The sequence below is a fragment of the Vibrio aestuarianus genome, from assembly GCF_028858425.1.
In the GTDB taxonomy this organism is placed as follows: Bacteria; Pseudomonadota; Gammaproteobacteria; order Enterobacterales; family Vibrionaceae; genus Vibrio; species Vibrio aestuarianus.
The window spans coordinates 665,762-684,887 of sequence record NZ_JAKNYQ010000002.1; the positions used below are offsets into that span (position 1 = coordinate 665,762).

Consider the following 19,126-nt stretch of genomic DNA (forward strand, 5'->3'; position numbering starts at 1 on the left):
TCCATAACTAAGGAGTCACCATGAACCCATCCAATAAACCTCAGTTCTGGGCTGAAATCATTGAACAGCAGAGCCAAAGTGAGTTATCCATTGTCGCGTTCTGCAAAGCAAATCAATTGACGGAACATACTTTTTATTACTGGCGTAAAAAACTTTACGGCGGGGGTCAATGTCAGCTTGTCCATCCTGTTGTGATCGAAGATAAACCGAAAATAAAAAGCAATATTCAATCGGTAGTGCTCTCACTACCAACAGGAATAACGGCTGAGTTGCCCGCTGAAATGCCAGCACACCAAATCCAGAACTGGTTACAGGCACTGATGTGTTAACACCAAATTCGGGTATTTATCTGGTCTCTGGTATTACCGATATGCGTAAGTCCATTGATGGCCTGTCACTGATTGTTGCTGATGTACTGGACATGGATCCGTTCAGTGAAGCCTGGTTTATCTTCTGCAACCGTGGACGAGATAAAATCAAAATTCTCTTTTGGGATACCAATGGCTTCTGGCTTTATTACCGCCGACTGGAGAAAGGCCGCTTTAAATGGCCGAAACCAAATAAATCGGGTCACGTAGCTATTTCCAGACAGCAGCTTCAGTGGCTATTATCAGGGCTTAATCTGGAGCATCCTAAGGCTCACCAGCCCTTATATGGTCTTGAAGTGTGAGCTAAAACCATGATCGATATAAAGGGCTTGAACGATCCTTTTCCCCTGTCAGACTAACAGCATAATCTTGACCAAGAGCCTGACAAATGAATGACCTTCCTGATGATGTAGAACAACTGAAAGCGATGCTGTTAGCGCTTCAGGAAGCCAACCTGGCTAAGGATAAACTGCTACAGGCTCAGCAAGAAGAAATGGCTGAGCTTAAAACACGGGTGGAACTTCTACTTGAGCAACTCAATCTCAGTAAATCCAAACGGTTCTCTTCCCAAAGTGAAAAGGTGGCTAAAGGTACCTTTAACGAAGCAGAGCAGCAAAATGCGTTGAACAAGCCAGCCCATCATAAAAAAGGACGTAAGCCTTTACCCGAAGAGTTAGAGCGGGAAGTTCAGGTGCATACGCTGAATGCGCCACACTGCGAATGTTGCGGTCATGAACTGCATAAGTGTGGCGTGGAGACTTCGGAAGAGCTGAAGATCATCCCTCAGAGAATCAGTGTGCTCCGTCATGAACGAACCAAATATGCTTGCCGCCAGTGCGAGCATACCGAAATCAGTAGTAAGATAGTGACAGCTCCAAGACCCGCTAGCATGATCCCCAAAAGTATCGGCAGCCCAGAAACCTTCGCCGCCATCGTTACAGCAAAATATGTGGATGCATTACCGTTATACAGACAGGTTGATATCCTCAAACGCGGTAATATCGATATCAGCCGAGGTACTTTGGCAAACTGGTGCGTTCAGTTAGGGAGTAAAATTGACGTCATTATCGACCAGATGAAAGCCCGTCTGTTATCAGAAAGCCTTATCTGCGCAGATGAAACCACGGTACAGGTGCTATCGGAGCCAGGAAAGACAGCTCAGAGTCAATCCTACATGTGGGTCTACCGAAGTGGCGAGTTCCATACGACTCCCGTAGTCATCTACGATTACCAACCGAGTCGAAGTGCAAATTGTGTAAAAACCTTCTTGGGTGACTACTCCGGGTATCTACTGTCAGATGGATATCCTGCCTATGACACACTGAAAACAGTAACACAAGCGGGTTGCATGGCACATGTGAGACGTAAGTTCACCGATGCTCAAAAAGCCCAACCAACAAAGAAAGTGGGCCGTGTAGAGAAAGCGTTGAACTATATTGGAAAACTCTACGGCATTGAACGGGAAGTCAGAGAGCTAAGTCCAGAAATACGACAGCAGATTAGGCAACAAAAATCCAGCCCCGTTCTTGATGAGTTCCACAAATGGCTGGTCGGAATCAAAGAAACACAATTACCTAAGGGAAAGCTCGGGGTTGCTATCAACTATACGATAAACCAGTGGCCAAAACTCCTTACCTATCTGGCAGACGGAAATATCAGCATCGATAATAACGTGACTGAAAGAGATGTGCGTCCGTTTACGACTGGGCGCAAAAATTGGATGTTCTCAACTTCAGTTGGCGGAGCAAAGGCCAGTGCAAACCTCTATAGCCTAGTCATGACTTGTCGCGCTAACGATATCAATCCGTACTTCTACTTCGTGCACCTGTTCAGGGAATTACCGAAGCGCTCTTCAAGTGATGATCTGACCGATCTTATGCCATGGAATGTAGAAATCCGTGAGGCTGAATAAGGCCTCACTGGTTAATTAAGCGTTTACTCTTTAAAACAGCCAAATACCAATCCATTTTATTTCCTCTGTTAGTTATAAACACCGTTGTTAGAAACTTATTCGCCACCTAAGCTAATTGCAACGCTTATTGCATACGAATCGTCACCATAAATGGTTTTAACCATTGATTCTACTTCATTTCCTAGCTTGCTTACTATCACGTCATTTAACGAGTTGGCACGATAAACAACCGTAATACTAGTTAATTCACCATTATGGATATTCCAACTTATTTCTGCTTTAGCACCGAGATTATTGATACTTAGATCATTAAACTGCTTTTCTTTATTGTCCATATCTTGGAATGCTTCGAAAGGAGAGCATGCTGCAATACCAATAAGCAAAAGCGAACTTAAAGTTAATTTCAAAACTGTCATTGAAGATCCTAAGGAAATTTTGCCTAACGCCCTGTTAAGGGGTGAGCAACGCAATACCGAAACCGCCGCAAACCACCTTAACCACTAAAGTCAACACATAGTAAAAATGCCACGCGTTGCGAATCCCTCTTGAACAGTTTGTTATATTTTTCTATTCCGCAAATTTAATTTCAGTTGTCACATATACTGGTATATTCAGTGAGTTAGACTCGGATGGTACGTATTCAACTTTACTTAACGCTTTTAAGGCAATTAGATCCCATTCACCCTTAGGAGACGACTCAACAATTGTAGGATTAAATATCTCGCCATTCGAGTCTATTAAATAGTTAATTAGGACATAACCACCTGTTTTTGGCACCTTTATATTAGACTTCAAACTAAATCTAAAATCCTCTGACGACTGAACCCAATAATCACCTAAGTCATGTTGCTCAACTTTTATTGGAGATTGTGTCAGATACACTTCCTGTTTTGATGCACAACCACATAAAATTAAAAAACTTAGTGACAATATACTCAGTTTTTTCATATACACTCCTTGTAAAACATAACGCTGCGTTAAGTGGTGAGCAACGCGACCACAATCCTAAACCATTGCGCCCTAAACACAACACTCAACCTAGAACCGAAACTCCCAAGCGTTGGGAATCCGTCTTAAACGCCTAGTTAGCTGCTGCACTTTAGCTAGCAAATTACGCCAAAATGCCAAATTTGAAACACATTATTGCTTTCAAATGGCAAAGTAAAACGGACAGCTGTGAAATTAAAACCCAATCCACGAAATGCGCTTGGCAAAGAAGAAATGACCGAGGAAATCACCATTCCTGAACTCGGTAATTTGCAAAGAATTCTATCGAAAAAGCCAACGACAAAGCACACGAAACGAATTTAGGCATTCATGAAGTTCAACAACAAAGAAGCCGCGCCAACGAACTTAACAAACACAACACTTCCCGTAAGCAGACTTCGTTAAGTTCAAACACTTCCCGAAAAGTGCCACTGGCGAGATAGTTGAGAAGCTGAGATTTTTCCGGTGTGTAGCTAGAAAACCGAAAGCCTTTCCACCCTAAATTCACCGTTTTTCTTAACCCCAGCTAACGCCGCATTAAGGTGTGAGCAGCGCTTGGCTATACTTGAGCGAAGCGAAAATGCCAAGCGTTGCGAATCACTCTTAAATGCTTTGTTATGTAATTTTAACAAGCCTCTACTTCTGGCATCTGTTCTTTTATGGCACGTTTAACTACATTGTCAGCCTGCTGACTCAAAACTCTTGATAGCCATTGCTCAAAATGAGCTAATCGACAACCTTTTAAATTAGTGGCAGCTAATGCAAGTAATCCTTTATTGTCAAAATGCTTCAAAAATGCAGATAAGTCATGCTTAGTTACAGCGTCCTGAATTCCCTGTCTCTTGGTATTTGAGATGGTAGAAATATCGAGTTCAGACAACTTTGAACCTAAAACCGTTGAAAGCTCTTCAACGCTTTTTGCATCGGTTAGGTCTACTTTCTTCAACGCCCTATCTATGCGGCGCTTACTATGCCTCAGTACTACATCTTCGATTTGTTTATCATTGATGCTATTTAAAATAGAAGTGCAATAAAGATTATGCTTAGAAGTTAGCTCTACTCCTGAATAACCCTCCAATTCTAAAATTGCTCGGCTAACTGATGGTAGCAAGAAGATATTTTCAACCTCCGATACAGGAATCACTTTTATACCAAGTCCATCTAAGTACTCGATATCGTCACTGCTATAGTCATCAGCGTCGACAATGCCTGAACATAACACACGAGTAAGTTCTGAATTTTGTCTCATTGTTACAACGGAATGGATTACTTGTTCACAAGAACCACGAGGAATCACGGTCCACTCAGGGTAACAACTACGATACGTCATTAAATCGATACTATTATAATTGCCTTCGACAAAGAGAATTGGTTTGCGACTCCCCATAATAAGAGTCACTAGTTGTTCGTCAAATCCTGTATCTTGAGGGATACAACCGATCTCCCAAAAGGGCTGAGGGTTATAGGAAGTAATTACATATTTATCTGCGACTCTGCTGGATGCAAACTCAAGATCGTGAGTTATGAATAGAAATGCACAATCAGGGCGTAGAGCTTCCAGTTTATCCCACAACTTAGACATTATTGACTTATGAATATGCAACTCAGGTTCATCAAAAATCAATAATGAGCCTTCATCAGCTACAAGTACCTGCCCTAATATGTAAAATGTCGCACGTTCACCGTCACTCATATCTGCCGCTGAATACAAGTTACTGCTGCCACTAATGCTAACTTGAATATCATCACCGGTGATATGCAGATCTCTGTGGGGTAACAATTCATGCCACGCTTCAGATAATACTTCAAATTTTGTTGCGACAGGTTCGCTGCGATCACCAGCCCTCGCTTTATTATGTGTTTCCAAAGATCTATTTGTTTGCTCCGCAAACAATGCTTGCAATAGATAGTCGAAGTCATTTAATAGGGAGACAGGGGCATTATTTCCCCAACGAGAGCTGGTTCTGTGTGTCATTTGAGCCCAGTCTTGATCAGAACCTATTTTCAAGCCTTTTAGCGCTTGCCTTTGGCTGACTTTACTTACATTTGGATTAAGGGATAACGCTCTGTGGGCAGCAATACGGTGAGCCTTGTCCCCTATTTTCTCTTCAACATAGGTAGCCAACCGTGTTTTACCCGATCCATTTGCACCCACAATCATTGCAGATGAACCATTCTGAATTTCTATACATTTAACGCTATCTACAATCGGAATTTCAATAGTGAAAGACATTTTACCTCTCTGTATATTCACCAAAATTTGCTATTTACGCTTAATCACATAACGCCGCGTTAAGTGGTGAGCAACGCCAACCACTCTACCTAAACCATTGTGACATAAACACTTAAACTGAATTAAGCCGAAAATGCCAAGCGTTGGGAATCCGTCTTAAACGCTTTGTTAGAACACCGGTTTAGACGTCACTTTCAGATAACTGCTGACGACAGTTACGAACAGTCAAAATGCGAATTTCAAGACCTAAACTGTAAATAATACGATAGTGACCAAACAAGATTTCACGATATTGCGTATGTGGCATTTCTGGAACCATTCGTCCCATTTCAGGCATAGTCCCAAGTAAATCAGTTTTATCGAAAATCTCATTAACCCAGTTTTTTGCAGCCGCTGGGTTATCTAATGCAATGAACTCAGCAGCATCACCAAGCTTTTCGAGAGCTAATGGAGACCAAACTACTTTCATTATTTGATACGCCCCAGCACTTGAGCACGAGCATCTTCATTAGATACACCTAACCCCGAAGCTAATTGTGCTTCTGCTGTTCTCATCTCTTCCAGTAACTCAATTTTTTCCTGCATTGCTTCATACTCTGCAACGTCGAGTACAACTGCAACACCCTTACCGCGCTGAGTAATCACTAAAGGTCGGCGTGTCTCATTGATTTGTTTAATGAATGAGGTTACACCTGCACGAAACTCAGAAAGAGGCTGAATATCTTGATCGAAATGAATGCGACTCATATTGAACTCCAAATAGTACAAAATAGTGTACAAATAATAGTTCAAATGGAATCTAGGAGCAAGAAGTCTATTAGGTGTACTAACGCCGCATTAAGTGGTGAGCAACGCAGACCACTGCACTTAAAGTATTGTGCCGTAAACACTTAAGCTGAAGCAAACCGAAAATACCGAGCGTTGGGAATCCGTCTTAAATGCTTTGTTATAAATATTTTGACCTACTTATACTTCTCTGTAACTACGGCTTCTATAGCCTGACAAAACTCATTGATGTCTTTCGTCTCGACACCGGAAAAAGTCAGAAAAATTGAACTGTTTTTATACGTAACCGTGAAGCTTTCATAGTGAACTGTACTACTAAAATTAAAATAAATATCCAACTCAATTGATTTGTGGAGCCCAAAATCATCAAGGCCGTCGACAGATGTAACTATATGAATTGGGGGAACTCGCTCACTATCATGGATATTGTTTGCATACGAAGTAACTTTGCCACGAGTACAGAAATGCTTATTCAAACGCTTTTCGAGATCTTTAAGTGTTCTGATAGCTAGCTTTTTAGCGTTAGTTTCAGTTCTCGAGGTCTCAAGAATCTTTTTGTTTAATTGATCAAATTTCCCACCGGGTTTGCCAACCATAAGTCTACGAAAAAAATCAAAATTCACCGATAATGCCTCTAATATTTATAACGCCCAATTAAGTGGTGAACAACGCACTGACCAAGCCGCCGCATTGTACCGTAAAACACTTTACCTAACGCATAGTAAAACTGCCACGCGTTGAGAATCCACTTGAATTGCTTGTTATGTGAATTTTACCGTGAATTCAAAGTAAACCACCGTAGAAATGAAGAAATTTGAATAAGTTACGTACAAAAACGATGCTTACCAAAACCTAAATTTCACAGCGATCTGAGCCAAAGAGAGCCACTTACAGAATCGACAACAAAGAAAGCGCCCTTTCAGCAACCGCTAAATTTTTTGCTTCACCAGATTTTCAGAGCTGAGTGTCAGCAAATAAATCAGTCAAAAAGACATTTCAATTGAAGCGATTTGAAACCGACGAAACACAACACAAACCAGATCCAAAACACAATTGAGGCAACCCAAGAACCTTGAAAACGATCAATCTCAGGTTGTTCAAAAATCCATTTCGACCAAGCCAACCTGCCGAAAATACAGAACGAATTCTCAATGAAATCGTAGCTTTGACCTTAAAAACTCATCAAACACATAACGCCGCGTTAAGTGGTGAGCAACGCGACCACAATCCTAAACCATTGTGCCTTAAACACAAAACTCAACTTAAAGCCGAAACTCCCAAGCGTTGGGAATCCGTCTTAAACGCCTAGTTAGCTGCTGCACTTTCGCTAGCAAATTACGCCAAAGTGCCTAATTTGAAACACATTATTGCTTTCAAACAGCAAAGTAAAACAGACAGCTGTGAAATTAAAACCTAATCCACGAAATGCACTTGGCAAAGAAGAAATGACCGAGAAAATCACCATTCCTAAGCATGGTAATTTGCAAAGAATTCTATCGAAAAAGCCAACGACAAAGCACACGAAATGAATTTAGGCATTCATGAACTTCAACAGCAAAGAAGCCGCGCCAACGAACTTAACAAACACAACTCTTCCCGTAAGCAGACTTCGTTAAGTTCAAACACTTCCCGAAAAGTGCCACTGGCGAGATAGTTGAGAAGCTGAGATTTGTCCGGTGTGTAGCTAGAAAACCGAAAGCCTTTCCACCCTAAATTCACCGTTTTTCTTAACCCCAGCTAACGCCCAATTAAGTGGTGAACAACGCACTGACCAAGTCGCTGCATTGCACCATAAAACACTTTACTCAACGCATAGTAAAACTGCCACGCGTTGAGAATCCACTTGAATTGCTTGTTATGTGAATTTTACCGTGAATTCAAAGTAAACCACCGTAGAAATGAAGATATTTGAATAAGTTACGTACAAAAACGATGCTTACTAAAACCTAAATTTCACAGCGTTCTTAGCCAAAGAGAGCCACTTACAGGATCAACAACAAAGAAAGCGCCCTTTCAGCCACAACAAAACCTTTTGCTTCATCAGACTTTCAGAGCTGAATGTCAGCAAATGAATCAGTCAAAAAGACATTTCAATTAAAGCGATTGGAAACCACCGAAACTCAACACAAACCAGATCCAAAACCTAATTGAGGCAACCCAAGAACCTTCAAAACGATAAATCTCAGGTTGTTCAAGAATCCATTTCGACCAAGCCAACTTGCCGAAAACACAGAACGAATTCTCAATGAAATCGTAGCTTTGACCGAAAAACTGACCAAACACATAACGCCGCATTAAGGTGTGAGCAACGCTACCACGTACCAAAACCATAACACCATAAACACGAAACCCAACGATGACATAAAAATGCCAAGCGTTGGGAATCACTCTTAAATGCTTTGTTAAGCAACTGTAGTTATATAGTCTACTTTGCAGATAGCATGACATATATAAGTGGACGTTCACTAGTGCCCGATACTTTGGCAACATAACAATCCACTTCTCGCTCCATGAGCTTTCTAACCGTTTGACAGAATAGTTTATTCACATAACCGATTTTTGTTTGATTAACGAACATAGCGACTGCATTACAATCAAACTCATTTTCGTTCTCACAACGCAAACTCACTTTAGAACCAAGTTGAATCGCACTCGATTGCTCAAAATCCAAGTAGTATCGTGTACCTGCTACTTCCATTAAGTAATCAAATGGAATATCAGCTTCTTCTAAGTTTGGAATTAAATCGAAACCATCACTAGGTAACTGAATACCGGTATGTGCGATCAAGTCAAAATCATTACCATCAAATTCCTCTGGTAAATGATGATTAACTAAGTATCTCTTAAAATCACGACGAGAACGAGGCGGTAACCTTTTCATAAAGGTTGTCATGACATCGTTAGTAAATGACCCTTTGTTCAAAGGAAAAGCTGGATATCCCAAGAAGCCTTGAGCTATTGCATCGGAGTAGTCTTGCGTTTCCGTTAAGTACGAAAACTCAAAACCACTTTCTAGTTTTTTCAAAGCACCAACAAGATATCGCTGATTACGATCCCGGTTTGACTGCCATGTCAAAAACAAAGTGTTTACATGTATTGAGTTTTCAATCATCATTTTTTACTTCTTCTTTTAGTAACTCTAATCGCATTACGATATTTCTTTTGATCCAATCAAACCTTTCTTGAGTGAACGGAACGTCAATATCAATTTTTGTTAGATCTTCGATTTCTGCAAGCATACCTTCTAAATCTAGTGTATCAAGCTTTTGCTGCATATATTTTTGTATATCTTTGCCAGCAACTGAGATTCCATCGACCAACTCAAAGTGCTTGATTCTTTGCTTAGTATTTTCTCGATTAAACCTCAAGTGGTGACAGCCACGCTTAACATAGGCTTCTAAACGATGGTCATCCCAGTCCTTAACTTTGTCTAAGAAACGTTCATGTCCTAATGATGTCCCGTTGTCAAAAAGTGGACTTAAACGCGATTTATCATCACTTTGAAAAACCACACCCCAGTTCTCTTGATGTCTATCAGTGTTTCCAATCAAAGAATCAAATAGAGCCATATCTGCTAACCATTTAATTCGTTCAGTCACCAACCCAGATTGAATTGCAAGACCACGAATAAAAGTATTCATGTCAGCAAAATTATGCTGCTTGCCTGTTTTATCATCAAAATCAGGAATAATTCTCTTAAAGTATGAACCAGCATGAACAAATCGCTCACTATCTACATCATAAAACCATTCGATTAGAGAACCACATACAATTCCGTCTTCAGTTTTTTTAATCGCAGGAAAAACTTTTGGTACATCAACAGCCAAATACTTAGATACTATGTATGCTACTAATTCAGTCCAATACTGGTCTTGATAGCGATATATTGATTCCTTAAACAAGTATGGCCAATTAGGCTTAAGATCCTCGACTTGCGCTTCCGGAGACCATAACATCTCCTTGTCTCGGGCACCGACTGGAAATATGGCATGGTGCTCATCTCCAATCCAATCTGTAACGTCGATTACCTCTACCACCTTTAAAGCCTCTCTATTATTGTTAAATCAATCAAAAGCCAATGCACAAACTCACAATATCACATGTGTATACATACAGGTAACGATATTTTCTGATGAATTTGATTAAGTTACTTAACGCCGCATTAAGGTGTGAGCGGCGCTTGGCTATACTTGAGCGAAGCGAAACTGCCAAGCGTTGCGAATCACTCTTAAATGCTTTGTTAGCAATATTTTTCCGTTTTGCTACTTTCTTCTTTGTATTGACCTTGGTTAAAGGTGTAAACACTTATTATCGATTCACAAGCCCCCATTCTCCACTTACCTGAAATTACCGCCCAACCCTCAATTGTTCGACCAGTTAAGTGGTAGTTTGATACCGGAAGTGAACCTATGTTATTGATTGTTTTTGATTTACGATCAAATGAGTAAATTTCAAACTGACAGCCCCCAGAACCACAAAAAATGGGCACTTCCACTACCAACTCCGGATAACCATCGTTGTTTAAATCTAACCCACCCATATTTTGATTTAACAAACTAACCTCGTACTCAAAACGCCACTCAGAATCAGGAGTGACATTCAGATCAGCTTTTACTTCATTTTCGATAAAGCTATCAATTTCCTTTAGCATTTCAAGATATGCTCGATTGAAACCACTAGCTTCCTCTCTCATAGCCTCAATTGAATAATAACGAGTTAAAGGCTCTGAAGTGACGCTAGTATCTTTGCTAGATGCATCATCAAAATAAGGAGCTATCGCTAAAACTAAACCAAATACCGCGAGCACAAAACTAATAAAACCTAATCGCTCGATTAAGTTCCAACCTTCCCAATGACTTCCGAATCTCAAATCGAGCACCTTTCTATAATATTCCACTTTAATATTGCTAACGCCCAATTAAGTGGTGAACAACGCACTGGCCAAGCCGCTGCATAACACCGAAAAACACTTTACCTGACGCATAGTAAAACTGCCACGCGTTGAGAATCCACTTGAATTCCTTGTTATGTGAATTTTACCGTGAATTCAAAGTAAACCACCGTAGAAATGAATAGATTTTAATAAGTTACGTGCAAAAACGATGCTTACCAAAACCTAAATTTCCCAGCGCTCTTAGCCAAAGAGAGCCACTTACAGAATCGACAACAAAGAAAGCGACCTTTCACCCACAACAAAACCTTTTGCTTCACCAGACTATTAGAACTGAGCTTCAGCAAGAGAATCAGTCAAAAAGACATTTCAATTAAAGCGATTTGAAACTGACGAAACTCAACACAAGCCAGAACCAAAACTTAATTGAGGCAACCCAAGAACCTTGAAAGCGATCAATCTCAGGTTGTTCAAGAATCCATTTCGACCAAGCCAACTTGCCGAAAACACAGAACGAATTCTCAATGAAATCGTAGAGTTAACCTTAAAACTCATCCAAAACATAACGCTGCGTTAAGTGGTGAGCAACGCGACCACAATCCTAAAACATTGCGCCTTAAACACAAAACTCAACCTAGAGCCGAAACTCCCAAGCGTTGGGAATCCGTCTTAAACGCCTAGTTAGCTGCTGCACTTTCGCTAGCAAATTACGCCAAAATGCCTAATTTGGAACACATTATTGCTTTCAAACGGCAAAGTAAAACGGACAGCTGTGAAATTAAAACCCAATCCACGAAATGCGCTTGGCAAAGAAGAAATGACCGAGGAAATCACCATTCCTGAGTTCAGTAATTTGCAAAGAATTCTATCGAAAAAACCAACAACAGAGCACACGAAACGCATTTAGGCATTCATGAATTTCAACAGCAAAGAAGCCGCGCCAACGAGCTTAACAAACACAACATTTCCCGTAAGCAGACTTCGTTAAGTTCAAACGCTTCCCGAAAAGTGCCACTGGCGAGATAGTTGAGAAGCTGAGATTTGTCCGGTGTGTAGCTAGAAAACCGAAAGCCTTTCCACCCTAAATTCACAGCTTTTCTTAACCCCAGCTAACGCCCAATTAAGGGGTGAGCAACGCTACCACCCAACCTAACGTATTGTACCGTAAACACTAAAATTGAAGTAGAAGCAAAATGCCAAGCGTTGGGAATCCCTCTTAAATTGTTTGTTAGCCGACACTCTCAAGGTCAAACCTCGATGCATTCAATTGATGTTATTATACGCCATTCGATACCAACAAAACCTATGAGAAATTATTGATGTCAGGTCAAAAACCACTACTAGATGGTAAACGCTTAATTAACCAGTGAGGCCTTATTCAGCCTCACGGATTTCTACATTCCATGGCATAAGATCGGTCAGATCATCACTTGAAGAGCGCTTCGGTAATTCCCTGAACAGGTGCACGAAGTAGAAGTACGGATTGATATCGTTAGCGCGACAAGTCATGACTAGGCTATAGAGGTTTGCACTGGCCTTTGCTCCGCCAACTGAAGTTGAGAACATCCAATTTTTGCGCCCAGTCGTAAACGGACGCACATCTCTTTCAGTCACGTTATTATCGATGCTGATATTTCCGTCTGCCAGATAGGTAAGGAGTTTTGGCCACTGGTTTATCGTATAGTTGATAGCAACCCCGAGCTTTCCCTTAGGTAATTGTGTTTCTTTGATTCCGACCAGCCATTTGTGGAACTCATCAAGAACGGGGCTGGATTTTTGTTGCCTAATCTGCTGTCGTATTTCTGGACTTAGCTCTCTGACTTCCCGTTCAATGCCGTAGAGTTTTCCAATATAGTTCAACGCTTTCTCTACACGGCCCACTTTCTTTGTTGGTTGGGCTTTTTGAGCATCGGTGAACTTACGTCTCACATGTGCCATGCAACCCGCTTGTGTTACTGTTTTCAGTGTGTCATAGGCAGGATATCCATCTGACAGTAGATACCCGGAGTAGTCACCCAAGAAGGTTTTTACACAATTTGCACTTCGACTCGGTTGGTAATCGTAGATGACTACGGGAGTCGTATGGAACTCGCCACTTCGGTAGACCCACATGTAGGATTGACTCTGAGCTGTCTTTCCTGGCTCCGATAGCACCTGTACCGTGGTTTCATCTGCGCAGATAAGGCTTTCTGATAACAGACGGGCTTTCATCTGGTCGATAATGACGTCAATTTTACTCCCTAACTGAACGCACCAGTTTGCCAAAGTACCTCGGCTGATATCGATATTACCGCGTTTGAGGATATCAACCTGTCTGTATAACGGTAATGCATCCACATATTTTGCTGTAACGATGGCGGCGAAGGTTTCTGGGCTGCCGATACTTTTGGGGATCATGCTAGCGGGTCTTGGAGCTGTCACTATCTTACTACTGATTTCGGTATGCTCGCACTGGCGGCAAGCATATTTGGTTCGTTCATGACGGAGCACACTGATTCTCTGAGGGATGATCTTCAGCTCTTCCGAAGTCTCCACGCCACACTTATGCAGTTCATGACCGCAACATTCGCAGTGTGGCGCATTCAGCGTATGCACCTGAACTTCCCGCTCTAACTCTTCGGGTAAAGGCTTACGTCCTTTTTTATGATGGGCTGGCTTGTTCAACGCATTTTGCTGCTCTGCTTCGTTAAAGGTACCTTTAGCCACCTTTTCACTTTGGGAAGAGAACCGTTTGGATTTACTGAGATTGAGTTGCTCAAGTAGAAGTTCCACCCGTGTTTTAAGCTCAGCCATTTCTTCTTGCTGAGCCTGTAGCAGTTTATCCTTAGCCAGGTTGGCTTCCTGAAGCGCTAACAGCATCGCTTTCAGTTGTTCTACATCATCAGGAAGGTCATTCATTTGTCAGGCTCTTGGTCAAGATTATGCTGTTAGTCTGACAGGGGAAAAGGATCGTTCAAGCCCTTTATATCGATCATGGTTTTAGCTCACACTTCAAGACCATATAAGGGCTGGTGAGCCTTAGGATGCTCCAGATTAAGCCCTGATAATAGCCACTGAAGCTGCTGTCTGGAAATAGCTACGTGACCCGATTTATTTGGTTTCGGCCATTTAAAGCGGCCTTTCTCCAGTCGGCGGTAATAAAGCCAGAAGCCATTGGTATCCCAAAAGAGAATTTTGATTTTATCTCGTCCACGGTTGCAGAAGATAAACCAGGCTTCACTGAACGGATCCATGTCCAGTACATCAGCAACAATCAGTGACAGGCCATCAATGGACTTACGCATATCGGTAATACCAGAGACCAGATAAATACCCGAATTTGGTGTTAACACATCAGTGCCTGTAACCAGTTCTGGATTTGGTGTGCTGGCATTTCAGCGGGCAACTCAGCCGTTATTCCTGTTGGTAGTGAGAGCACTACCGATTGAATATTGCTTTTTATTTTCGGTTTATCTTCGATCACAACAGGATGGACAAGCTGACATTGACCCCCGCCGTAAAGTTTTTTACGCCAGTAATAAAAAGTATGTTCCGTCAATTGATTTGCTTTGCAGAACGCGACAATGGATAACTCACTTTGGCTCTGCTGTTCAATGATTTCAGCCCAGAACTGAGGTTTATTGGATGGGTTCATGGTGACTCCTTAGTTATGGAATCACTATGCCGAGCATGCGGAAATATTAGTAGGTGGGGTTAAATCGACGCTTACAGATAGTCGGTCGAAGAAGACTTTTAACTGTGCTGACATTGAATACCAGTAGACAGGTGAAGCAAACACCACATGATCAAAGCCGCTAATTTCATGGATTATGGATAAGAAGTCATCATTTCTATTTTCATGCTCATAATCGTAGAAACTGATGTCGAAATCGGAGAGATCGAACAGCTTTGCTCCCGACTTTTCTACAAACGACTCGACTAAATTTCTAGTGTTTCCGTCCGATTTTGAAGTACCTAGAATAACTGCGATTTTCATTGAACCTCCATGTTACATAACGCCCAATTAAGGGGTGAGCAACGCTACCACCTAACCTAACGCATTGTGCTATAAACACTAAAATCAAAGTAGAGCCAAAAATAGCAAGCGTTGAGAATCCCTCTTAAATTGCTTGTTAGGCTATTAATCCACCAATTCAATACCTAAGCTTTCTAATAAGCTCAACGCTTCATATCGTGAAAACTTAGCTTTTTTAACGTTATTTTCTAATACGTCAATTGAGTATGCTGTTGATTCACTGAAATCAACACCTTGCAAATTTGTTCTCATAAATAAACTGTAGCTAAAATCACTATAAATCATTGTTGAACCTGCAAAGTTACCTTCACGGAAATCAACATCATGCAACTTACATTCATCCAAAACCAATTCATTTAAAGTCAGGCCAAAGAAAGACGAGTCATTTAAAATACAACGCTTAAAACTTAGCTCAAAGTCTGAGTGATAAACTGGCCATGTCGCTTTCGTCCAATCAACGCCAACTAACTTACTGTCTTGAAATTTAAGCTCAAAGAGCTTTGAGTTTGTAAAATCGACCAAACTCAAATTACAGCGTTCAAATGTGCAGTTTGTAAACTTACATTTCTGAAATTTAACCGCTGAGAAATCGCAGTCGGAGAATTGGCAATCTTCAAACTCGACGTTGCTATATTTCTCATCAGGTGAGGAAAGCTTCTCAAAAGAAACGTCGAAATATTGCTCATTATTTTTTAAATCTGTCATCGTATCCTCTGAATAGCCTAACGCTGCGTTAAGTGGTGAGCAACGCGACCACAATCCTAAACCATTGTGCCTTAAACACAAAACTCAACCTAGAGCCGAAACTCCCAAGCGTTGGGAATCCGTCTTAAACGCCTAGTTAGCTGCTGCACTTTCGCTAGCAAATTACGCCAAAATGCCTAATTTTAAACACATTATTGCTTTCAAACGACAAAGTAAAACGGACAGCTGTGAAATTAAAACCCAATCCACGAAATGCGCTTGGCAAAGAAGAAATGGCCGAATAAATCACCATTCCTGAGCTCGGTAATTTGCAAAGAATTCTATCGAAAAAGCCAACGACAAAGCACACGAAATGAATTTAGGCATTCATGAATTTCAAAGCAAAGAAGCCGCACCAACGAACTTAACAAACACAACATTTCCCGTAAGCAGACTTCGTTAAGTTCAAATACTTCCCTAAAAGTGCCACTGGCGAGATAGTTGAGAAGCTGAGATTTATCCGGTGTGTAGCTAGAAAACTAAAAGCCTTTCCACCCTAAATTCACCACTTTTCTTAACCCTAGCTAACGCCCAATTAAGTGGTGAACAACGCACTGGCCAAGCCGCTGCATTGCACCGTAAAACACTTTACCTAACGCATAGTAAAACTGCCACGCGTTGAGAATCCACTTGAATTGCTTGTTATGTGAATTTTACCGTGAATTCAAAGTAAACCACCGTAGAAATGAAGAAATTTGAATAAGTTACGTAAAAAACGATGCTTACTAAAACCTAAGTTTCACAGCGATCTTAGCCGAAGAAAGCCACTTACAGAATCAACAACAAAGAAAGCGCACTTTCAGCAACCGCTAAACCTTTTGCGTCATCAGACTTTCAGAACTGAATTTCAACAAGAGAATCAGTCAAAAAGACATTTCAATTAAAGCGATTTGAAACTGACGAAACTCAACACAAACCAGATCCAAAACTTAATTGAGGCAACCCAAGAACCTTGAAAACGATCAATCTCAGATTGTTCAAGAATCCATTTCGACCAAGCCAACTTGCCGAAAACACGGAACGAGTTCTCAATGAAATCGTAGATTTGACCTCAAAAACTCATCCAACACATAACGCCCAATTAAGGTGTGAGGCACGCAATACCGATGCTGCCGCATACCACCATAATCATTAAAACCAACGCACAGTAAAAATGCCACGCGTGCCGAATCACTCTTAAATTGTTTGTTAGTACGCTGTTCCTAAACCTGTTGGTTTGCACCAAGATATTGAAATATAGCACGAAACTGTTGGCTTAAAACGCCGAAGCCGAACGGACAACTGCCAAACTAGAGCCCAATCTCAAAACGCTAGTTGGCGTGAAGAAAAATACGACAAACTATCCGACTTTGACCGATTTTAAATTAGCAAAGAATTCGATCACTGAACGTTGACAACCACACCAACGTACTGAATTTAAACTAAAAACCTGACCCTAAAAAAGAAGCCACACCAGCGAAATAACTCCAAAGTTAGAAACCGTAAACGGTGAAATCGACGCGAACACTCCGCACATAGTGCCACCGGAAAGAACGTGAAAGGCACGCCCGTTCAGGTGTAAAGATTGGAAAAAAACCAATAAACACCGAAATTTTTACCGTTGATGCCAACCCCGTACTAACGCCGCGTTAAGTGGTGAGCAACGCGACCACAATCCTAAACCATTGCGCCTTAAACACAAAACTCAACCTAGAATCGAAACTCCCAAGCGTTGGGAATCCGTCTTAAACGCCTAGTTAGCTGCTGTACTTTCGCTAGCAAATTACGCCAAACTGCCTAATTTGAAACACATTATTGCTTTCAAACGGCAAAGTAAAACGGACAGCTGTAAAATTAAAACCCAATCCACGAAATGCGCTTGGCAAAGAAGAAATGGCCGAATAAATCACCATTCCTGAGCTCGGTAATTTGCAAAGAATTCTATCGAAAAAGCCAACGACAAAGCACACGAAACGAATTTAGGCATTCATGAATTTCAACAACAAAGAAACCGCGCCAACGAACTTAACAAACACAACCCTTCCCGTAAGCAGACTTCGTTAAGTTCAAACACTTCCCGAAAAGTGCCACTGGCGAGATAGTTGAGAAGCTGAGATTTGTCCGGTGTGTAGCTAGAAAACCGAAAGCCTTTCCACCCTAAATTCACCGTTTTTCTTAACCCCAGCTAACGCCCAATTAAGGGGTGAGCAACGCTACCACCCAACCTAACGCATTGTACCGTAAACACTAAATTTGAAGTAGAAGCAAAAATGCCAAGCGTTGGGAATCCCTCTTAAATTGCTTGTTATGTGATTTTTACCGTGAATTCAAAGTAAACCACCGTAGAAATGAAGAGATTTGAATAAGTTACGTACAAAAACGATGCTGACCAAAACCTAAATTTCACAGCGTTCTGAGCCAAAGAGAACCACTTGCAGAATCAACAACAAAGAAAGCGCCCTTTCAGCAACCGCTAAATTTTTTGCGTCACCAGATTTTCAGAGCTGAATGTCAGCAAGAAAATCAGTCAAAAAGACATTTCAATTAAAGCGATTTGAAACTGACGAAACTCAAAACAAACCAGATCAAAAACGCAATTGAGGCAGCCCAAGAACCTTGGACGTGACCAATTGAAATTCTTTCACTGATTCATTTCGACAAAGCTAACTTGCCGAAAATACGGAACGAATTCTCAATGAAATCGTAGAGTTAACCTTAAAAACTCATCAAACACATAACGCCCAATTAAGTGGTGAACAACGCACTGACCAAGCCGCCGCATTGCACCGTAAAACACTTTACCTAACGCATAGTAAAACTGCCACGCGTTGAGAATCCACTTGAATTGCTTGTTATGTGAATTTTACCGTGAATTCAAAGTAAACCACCGTAGAAATGAAGAGATTTGAATAAGTTACGTACAAAAACGATGCTTACCAAAACCTAAATTTCACAGCGATCTTAGCCGAAGAAAACCACTTACAGAATCAACAACAAAGAAAGCGCCCTTTCAGCAACCGCTAAACTTTTTGCTTCACCAGACTTTCAGTGCTGAATGTCAGCAAGCAAATCAGTCAAAAATGCATTTCAATTGAAGCGATTTGAAACCGATAAAACTCAACACAAACCAGATCCAAAACTCAATTGAGGCAACCCAAGAACCTTGAAAACGATCAAACTCAGGTTGTTCAAGAATCCATTTCGATCAAGC

General features: G+C 41.2%; 17 protein-coding genes and 1 pseudogene. 3 read left to right on the forward strand and 15 right to left on the reverse strand.

The window, feature by feature from the left end; all coding sequences use genetic code 11:
* Positions 1-20: 20 nt before the first annotated feature.
* From tnpA (MCT08_RS16565) to tnpC (MCT08_RS16575), 3 genes are all read left to right on the forward strand, one after another.
* Positions 21-329, forward strand: a complete 309-nt coding sequence (gene tnpA / locus MCT08_RS16565; protein ID WP_274678170.1) for an IS66 family insertion sequence element accessory protein TnpA — start codon at positions 21-23, stop codon at positions 327-329.
* Positions 323-670, forward strand: a complete 348-nt coding sequence (gene tnpB, locus MCT08_RS16570; RefSeq protein WP_168524632.1) for an IS66 family insertion sequence element accessory protein TnpB — start codon at positions 323-325, stop codon at positions 668-670. Before tnpA (MCT08_RS16565) ends, tnpB (MCT08_RS16570) begins: the two co-directional genes overlap by 7 nt.
* Before the next feature lie 86 nt (positions 671-756).
* The gene (tnpC, locus tag MCT08_RS16575; RefSeq protein WP_274678169.1) at positions 757-2,280 is read left to right on the forward strand and encodes an IS66 family transposase; all 1,524 of its coding nucleotides are present in this window, start codon (positions 757-759) and stop codon (positions 2,278-2,280) included.
* Positions 2,281-2,375: 95 nt separating this feature from the next.
* On the opposite strand, the gene MCT08_RS16580 is transcribed toward tnpC (MCT08_RS16575), so the two are convergent.
* The 15 genes and pseudogenes from MCT08_RS16580 to MCT08_RS16655 form a co-directional block, all read right to left on the reverse strand.
* Positions 2,376-2,696: a hypothetical protein gene (locus tag MCT08_RS16580; RefSeq protein WP_194568933.1), complete on the reverse strand. Its 321-nt coding sequence runs from the start codon at positions 2,694-2,696 to the stop codon at positions 2,376-2,378.
* A gap of 151 nt (positions 2,697-2,847) precedes the next feature.
* Positions 2,848-3,228, reverse strand: coding sequence for an energy transducer TonB (locus tag MCT08_RS16590; RefSeq protein WP_021485144.1), 381 nt, complete (start codon positions 3,226-3,228; stop codon positions 2,848-2,850).
* A gap of 664 nt (positions 3,229-3,892) precedes the next feature.
* Entirely contained in the window at positions 3,893-5,500 is a 1,608-nt protein-coding gene (locus MCT08_RS16595; RefSeq protein WP_274678902.1) for an AAA family ATPase, read from the reverse strand.
* A gap of 181 nt (positions 5,501-5,681) precedes the next feature.
* A complete protein-coding gene (locus MCT08_RS16600; protein ID WP_065431834.1) occupies positions 5,682-5,969 on the reverse strand; it encodes a type II toxin-antitoxin system RelE/ParE family toxin in 288 nt (95 codons plus the stop codon).
* On the reverse strand, positions 5,969-6,247 hold the full coding sequence (locus MCT08_RS16605; protein WP_065431835.1) for a type II toxin-antitoxin system Phd/YefM family antitoxin: 279 nt from the start codon (positions 6,245-6,247) through the stop codon (positions 5,969-5,971). The genes MCT08_RS16600 and MCT08_RS16605 overlap by 1 nt, the downstream gene beginning before the upstream one ends.
* A 215-nt stretch (positions 6,248-6,462) precedes the next feature.
* Complete coding sequence (locus MCT08_RS16610) at positions 6,463-6,909, reverse strand: hypothetical protein (protein ID WP_241772891.1); 447 nt, start codon at positions 6,907-6,909, stop codon at positions 6,463-6,465.
* Positions 6,910-8,380: 1,471 nt separating this feature from the next.
* Positions 8,381-8,674 (reverse strand): hypothetical protein, encoded by a 294-nt coding sequence (locus tag MCT08_RS16615; RefSeq protein ID WP_274678904.1) that lies wholly within the window; start codon positions 8,672-8,674, stop codon positions 8,381-8,383.
* A 37-nt stretch (positions 8,675-8,711) separates the two neighbouring features.
* On the reverse strand, positions 8,712-9,401 hold the full coding sequence (locus MCT08_RS16620; RefSeq protein WP_274678905.1) for an HIRAN domain-containing protein: 690 nt from the start codon (positions 9,399-9,401) through the stop codon (positions 8,712-8,714).
* Positions 9,391-10,323 carry a HipA domain-containing protein gene (locus MCT08_RS16625; RefSeq protein ID WP_274678906.1) on the reverse strand — a complete coding sequence of 311 codons (933 nt, stop codon included), beginning with the start codon at positions 10,321-10,323 and terminating at the stop codon, positions 9,391-9,393. The genes MCT08_RS16620 and MCT08_RS16625 overlap by 11 nt, the downstream gene beginning before the upstream one ends.
* A 203-nt stretch (positions 10,324-10,526) precedes the next feature.
* Positions 10,527-11,183 carry a hypothetical protein gene (locus MCT08_RS16630; protein ID WP_274678907.1) on the reverse strand — a complete coding sequence of 219 codons (657 nt, stop codon included), beginning with the start codon at positions 11,181-11,183 and terminating at the stop codon, positions 10,527-10,529.
* Between the two features lie 1,368 nt (positions 11,184-12,551).
* Complete coding sequence (gene tnpC / locus MCT08_RS16635; protein WP_274678169.1) at positions 12,552-14,075, reverse strand: IS66 family transposase; 1,524 nt, start codon at positions 14,073-14,075, stop codon at positions 12,552-12,554.
* Positions 14,076-14,161: 86 nt separating this feature from the next.
* Positions 14,162-14,509, reverse strand: coding sequence for an IS66 family insertion sequence element accessory protein TnpB (gene tnpB, locus MCT08_RS16640; protein ID WP_168524632.1), 348 nt, complete (start codon positions 14,507-14,509; stop codon positions 14,162-14,164).
* Positions 14,503-14,811: an IS66 family insertion sequence element accessory protein TnpA gene (gene tnpA, locus MCT08_RS16645; protein WP_274678170.1), complete on the reverse strand. Its 309-nt coding sequence runs from the start codon at positions 14,809-14,811 to the stop codon at positions 14,503-14,505. Before tnpA (MCT08_RS16645) ends, tnpB (MCT08_RS16640) begins: the two co-directional genes overlap by 7 nt.
* A gap of 75 nt (positions 14,812-14,886) precedes the next feature.
* Positions 14,887-15,153: pseudogene (locus MCT08_RS16650) on the reverse strand (flavodoxin family protein); the annotation flags it as partial.
* A gap of 144 nt (positions 15,154-15,297) precedes the next feature.
* Entirely contained in the window at positions 15,298-15,897 is a 600-nt protein-coding gene (locus MCT08_RS16655; protein ID WP_045608760.1) for a pentapeptide repeat-containing protein, read from the reverse strand.
* Positions 15,898-19,126: the final 3,229 nt, after the last annotated feature.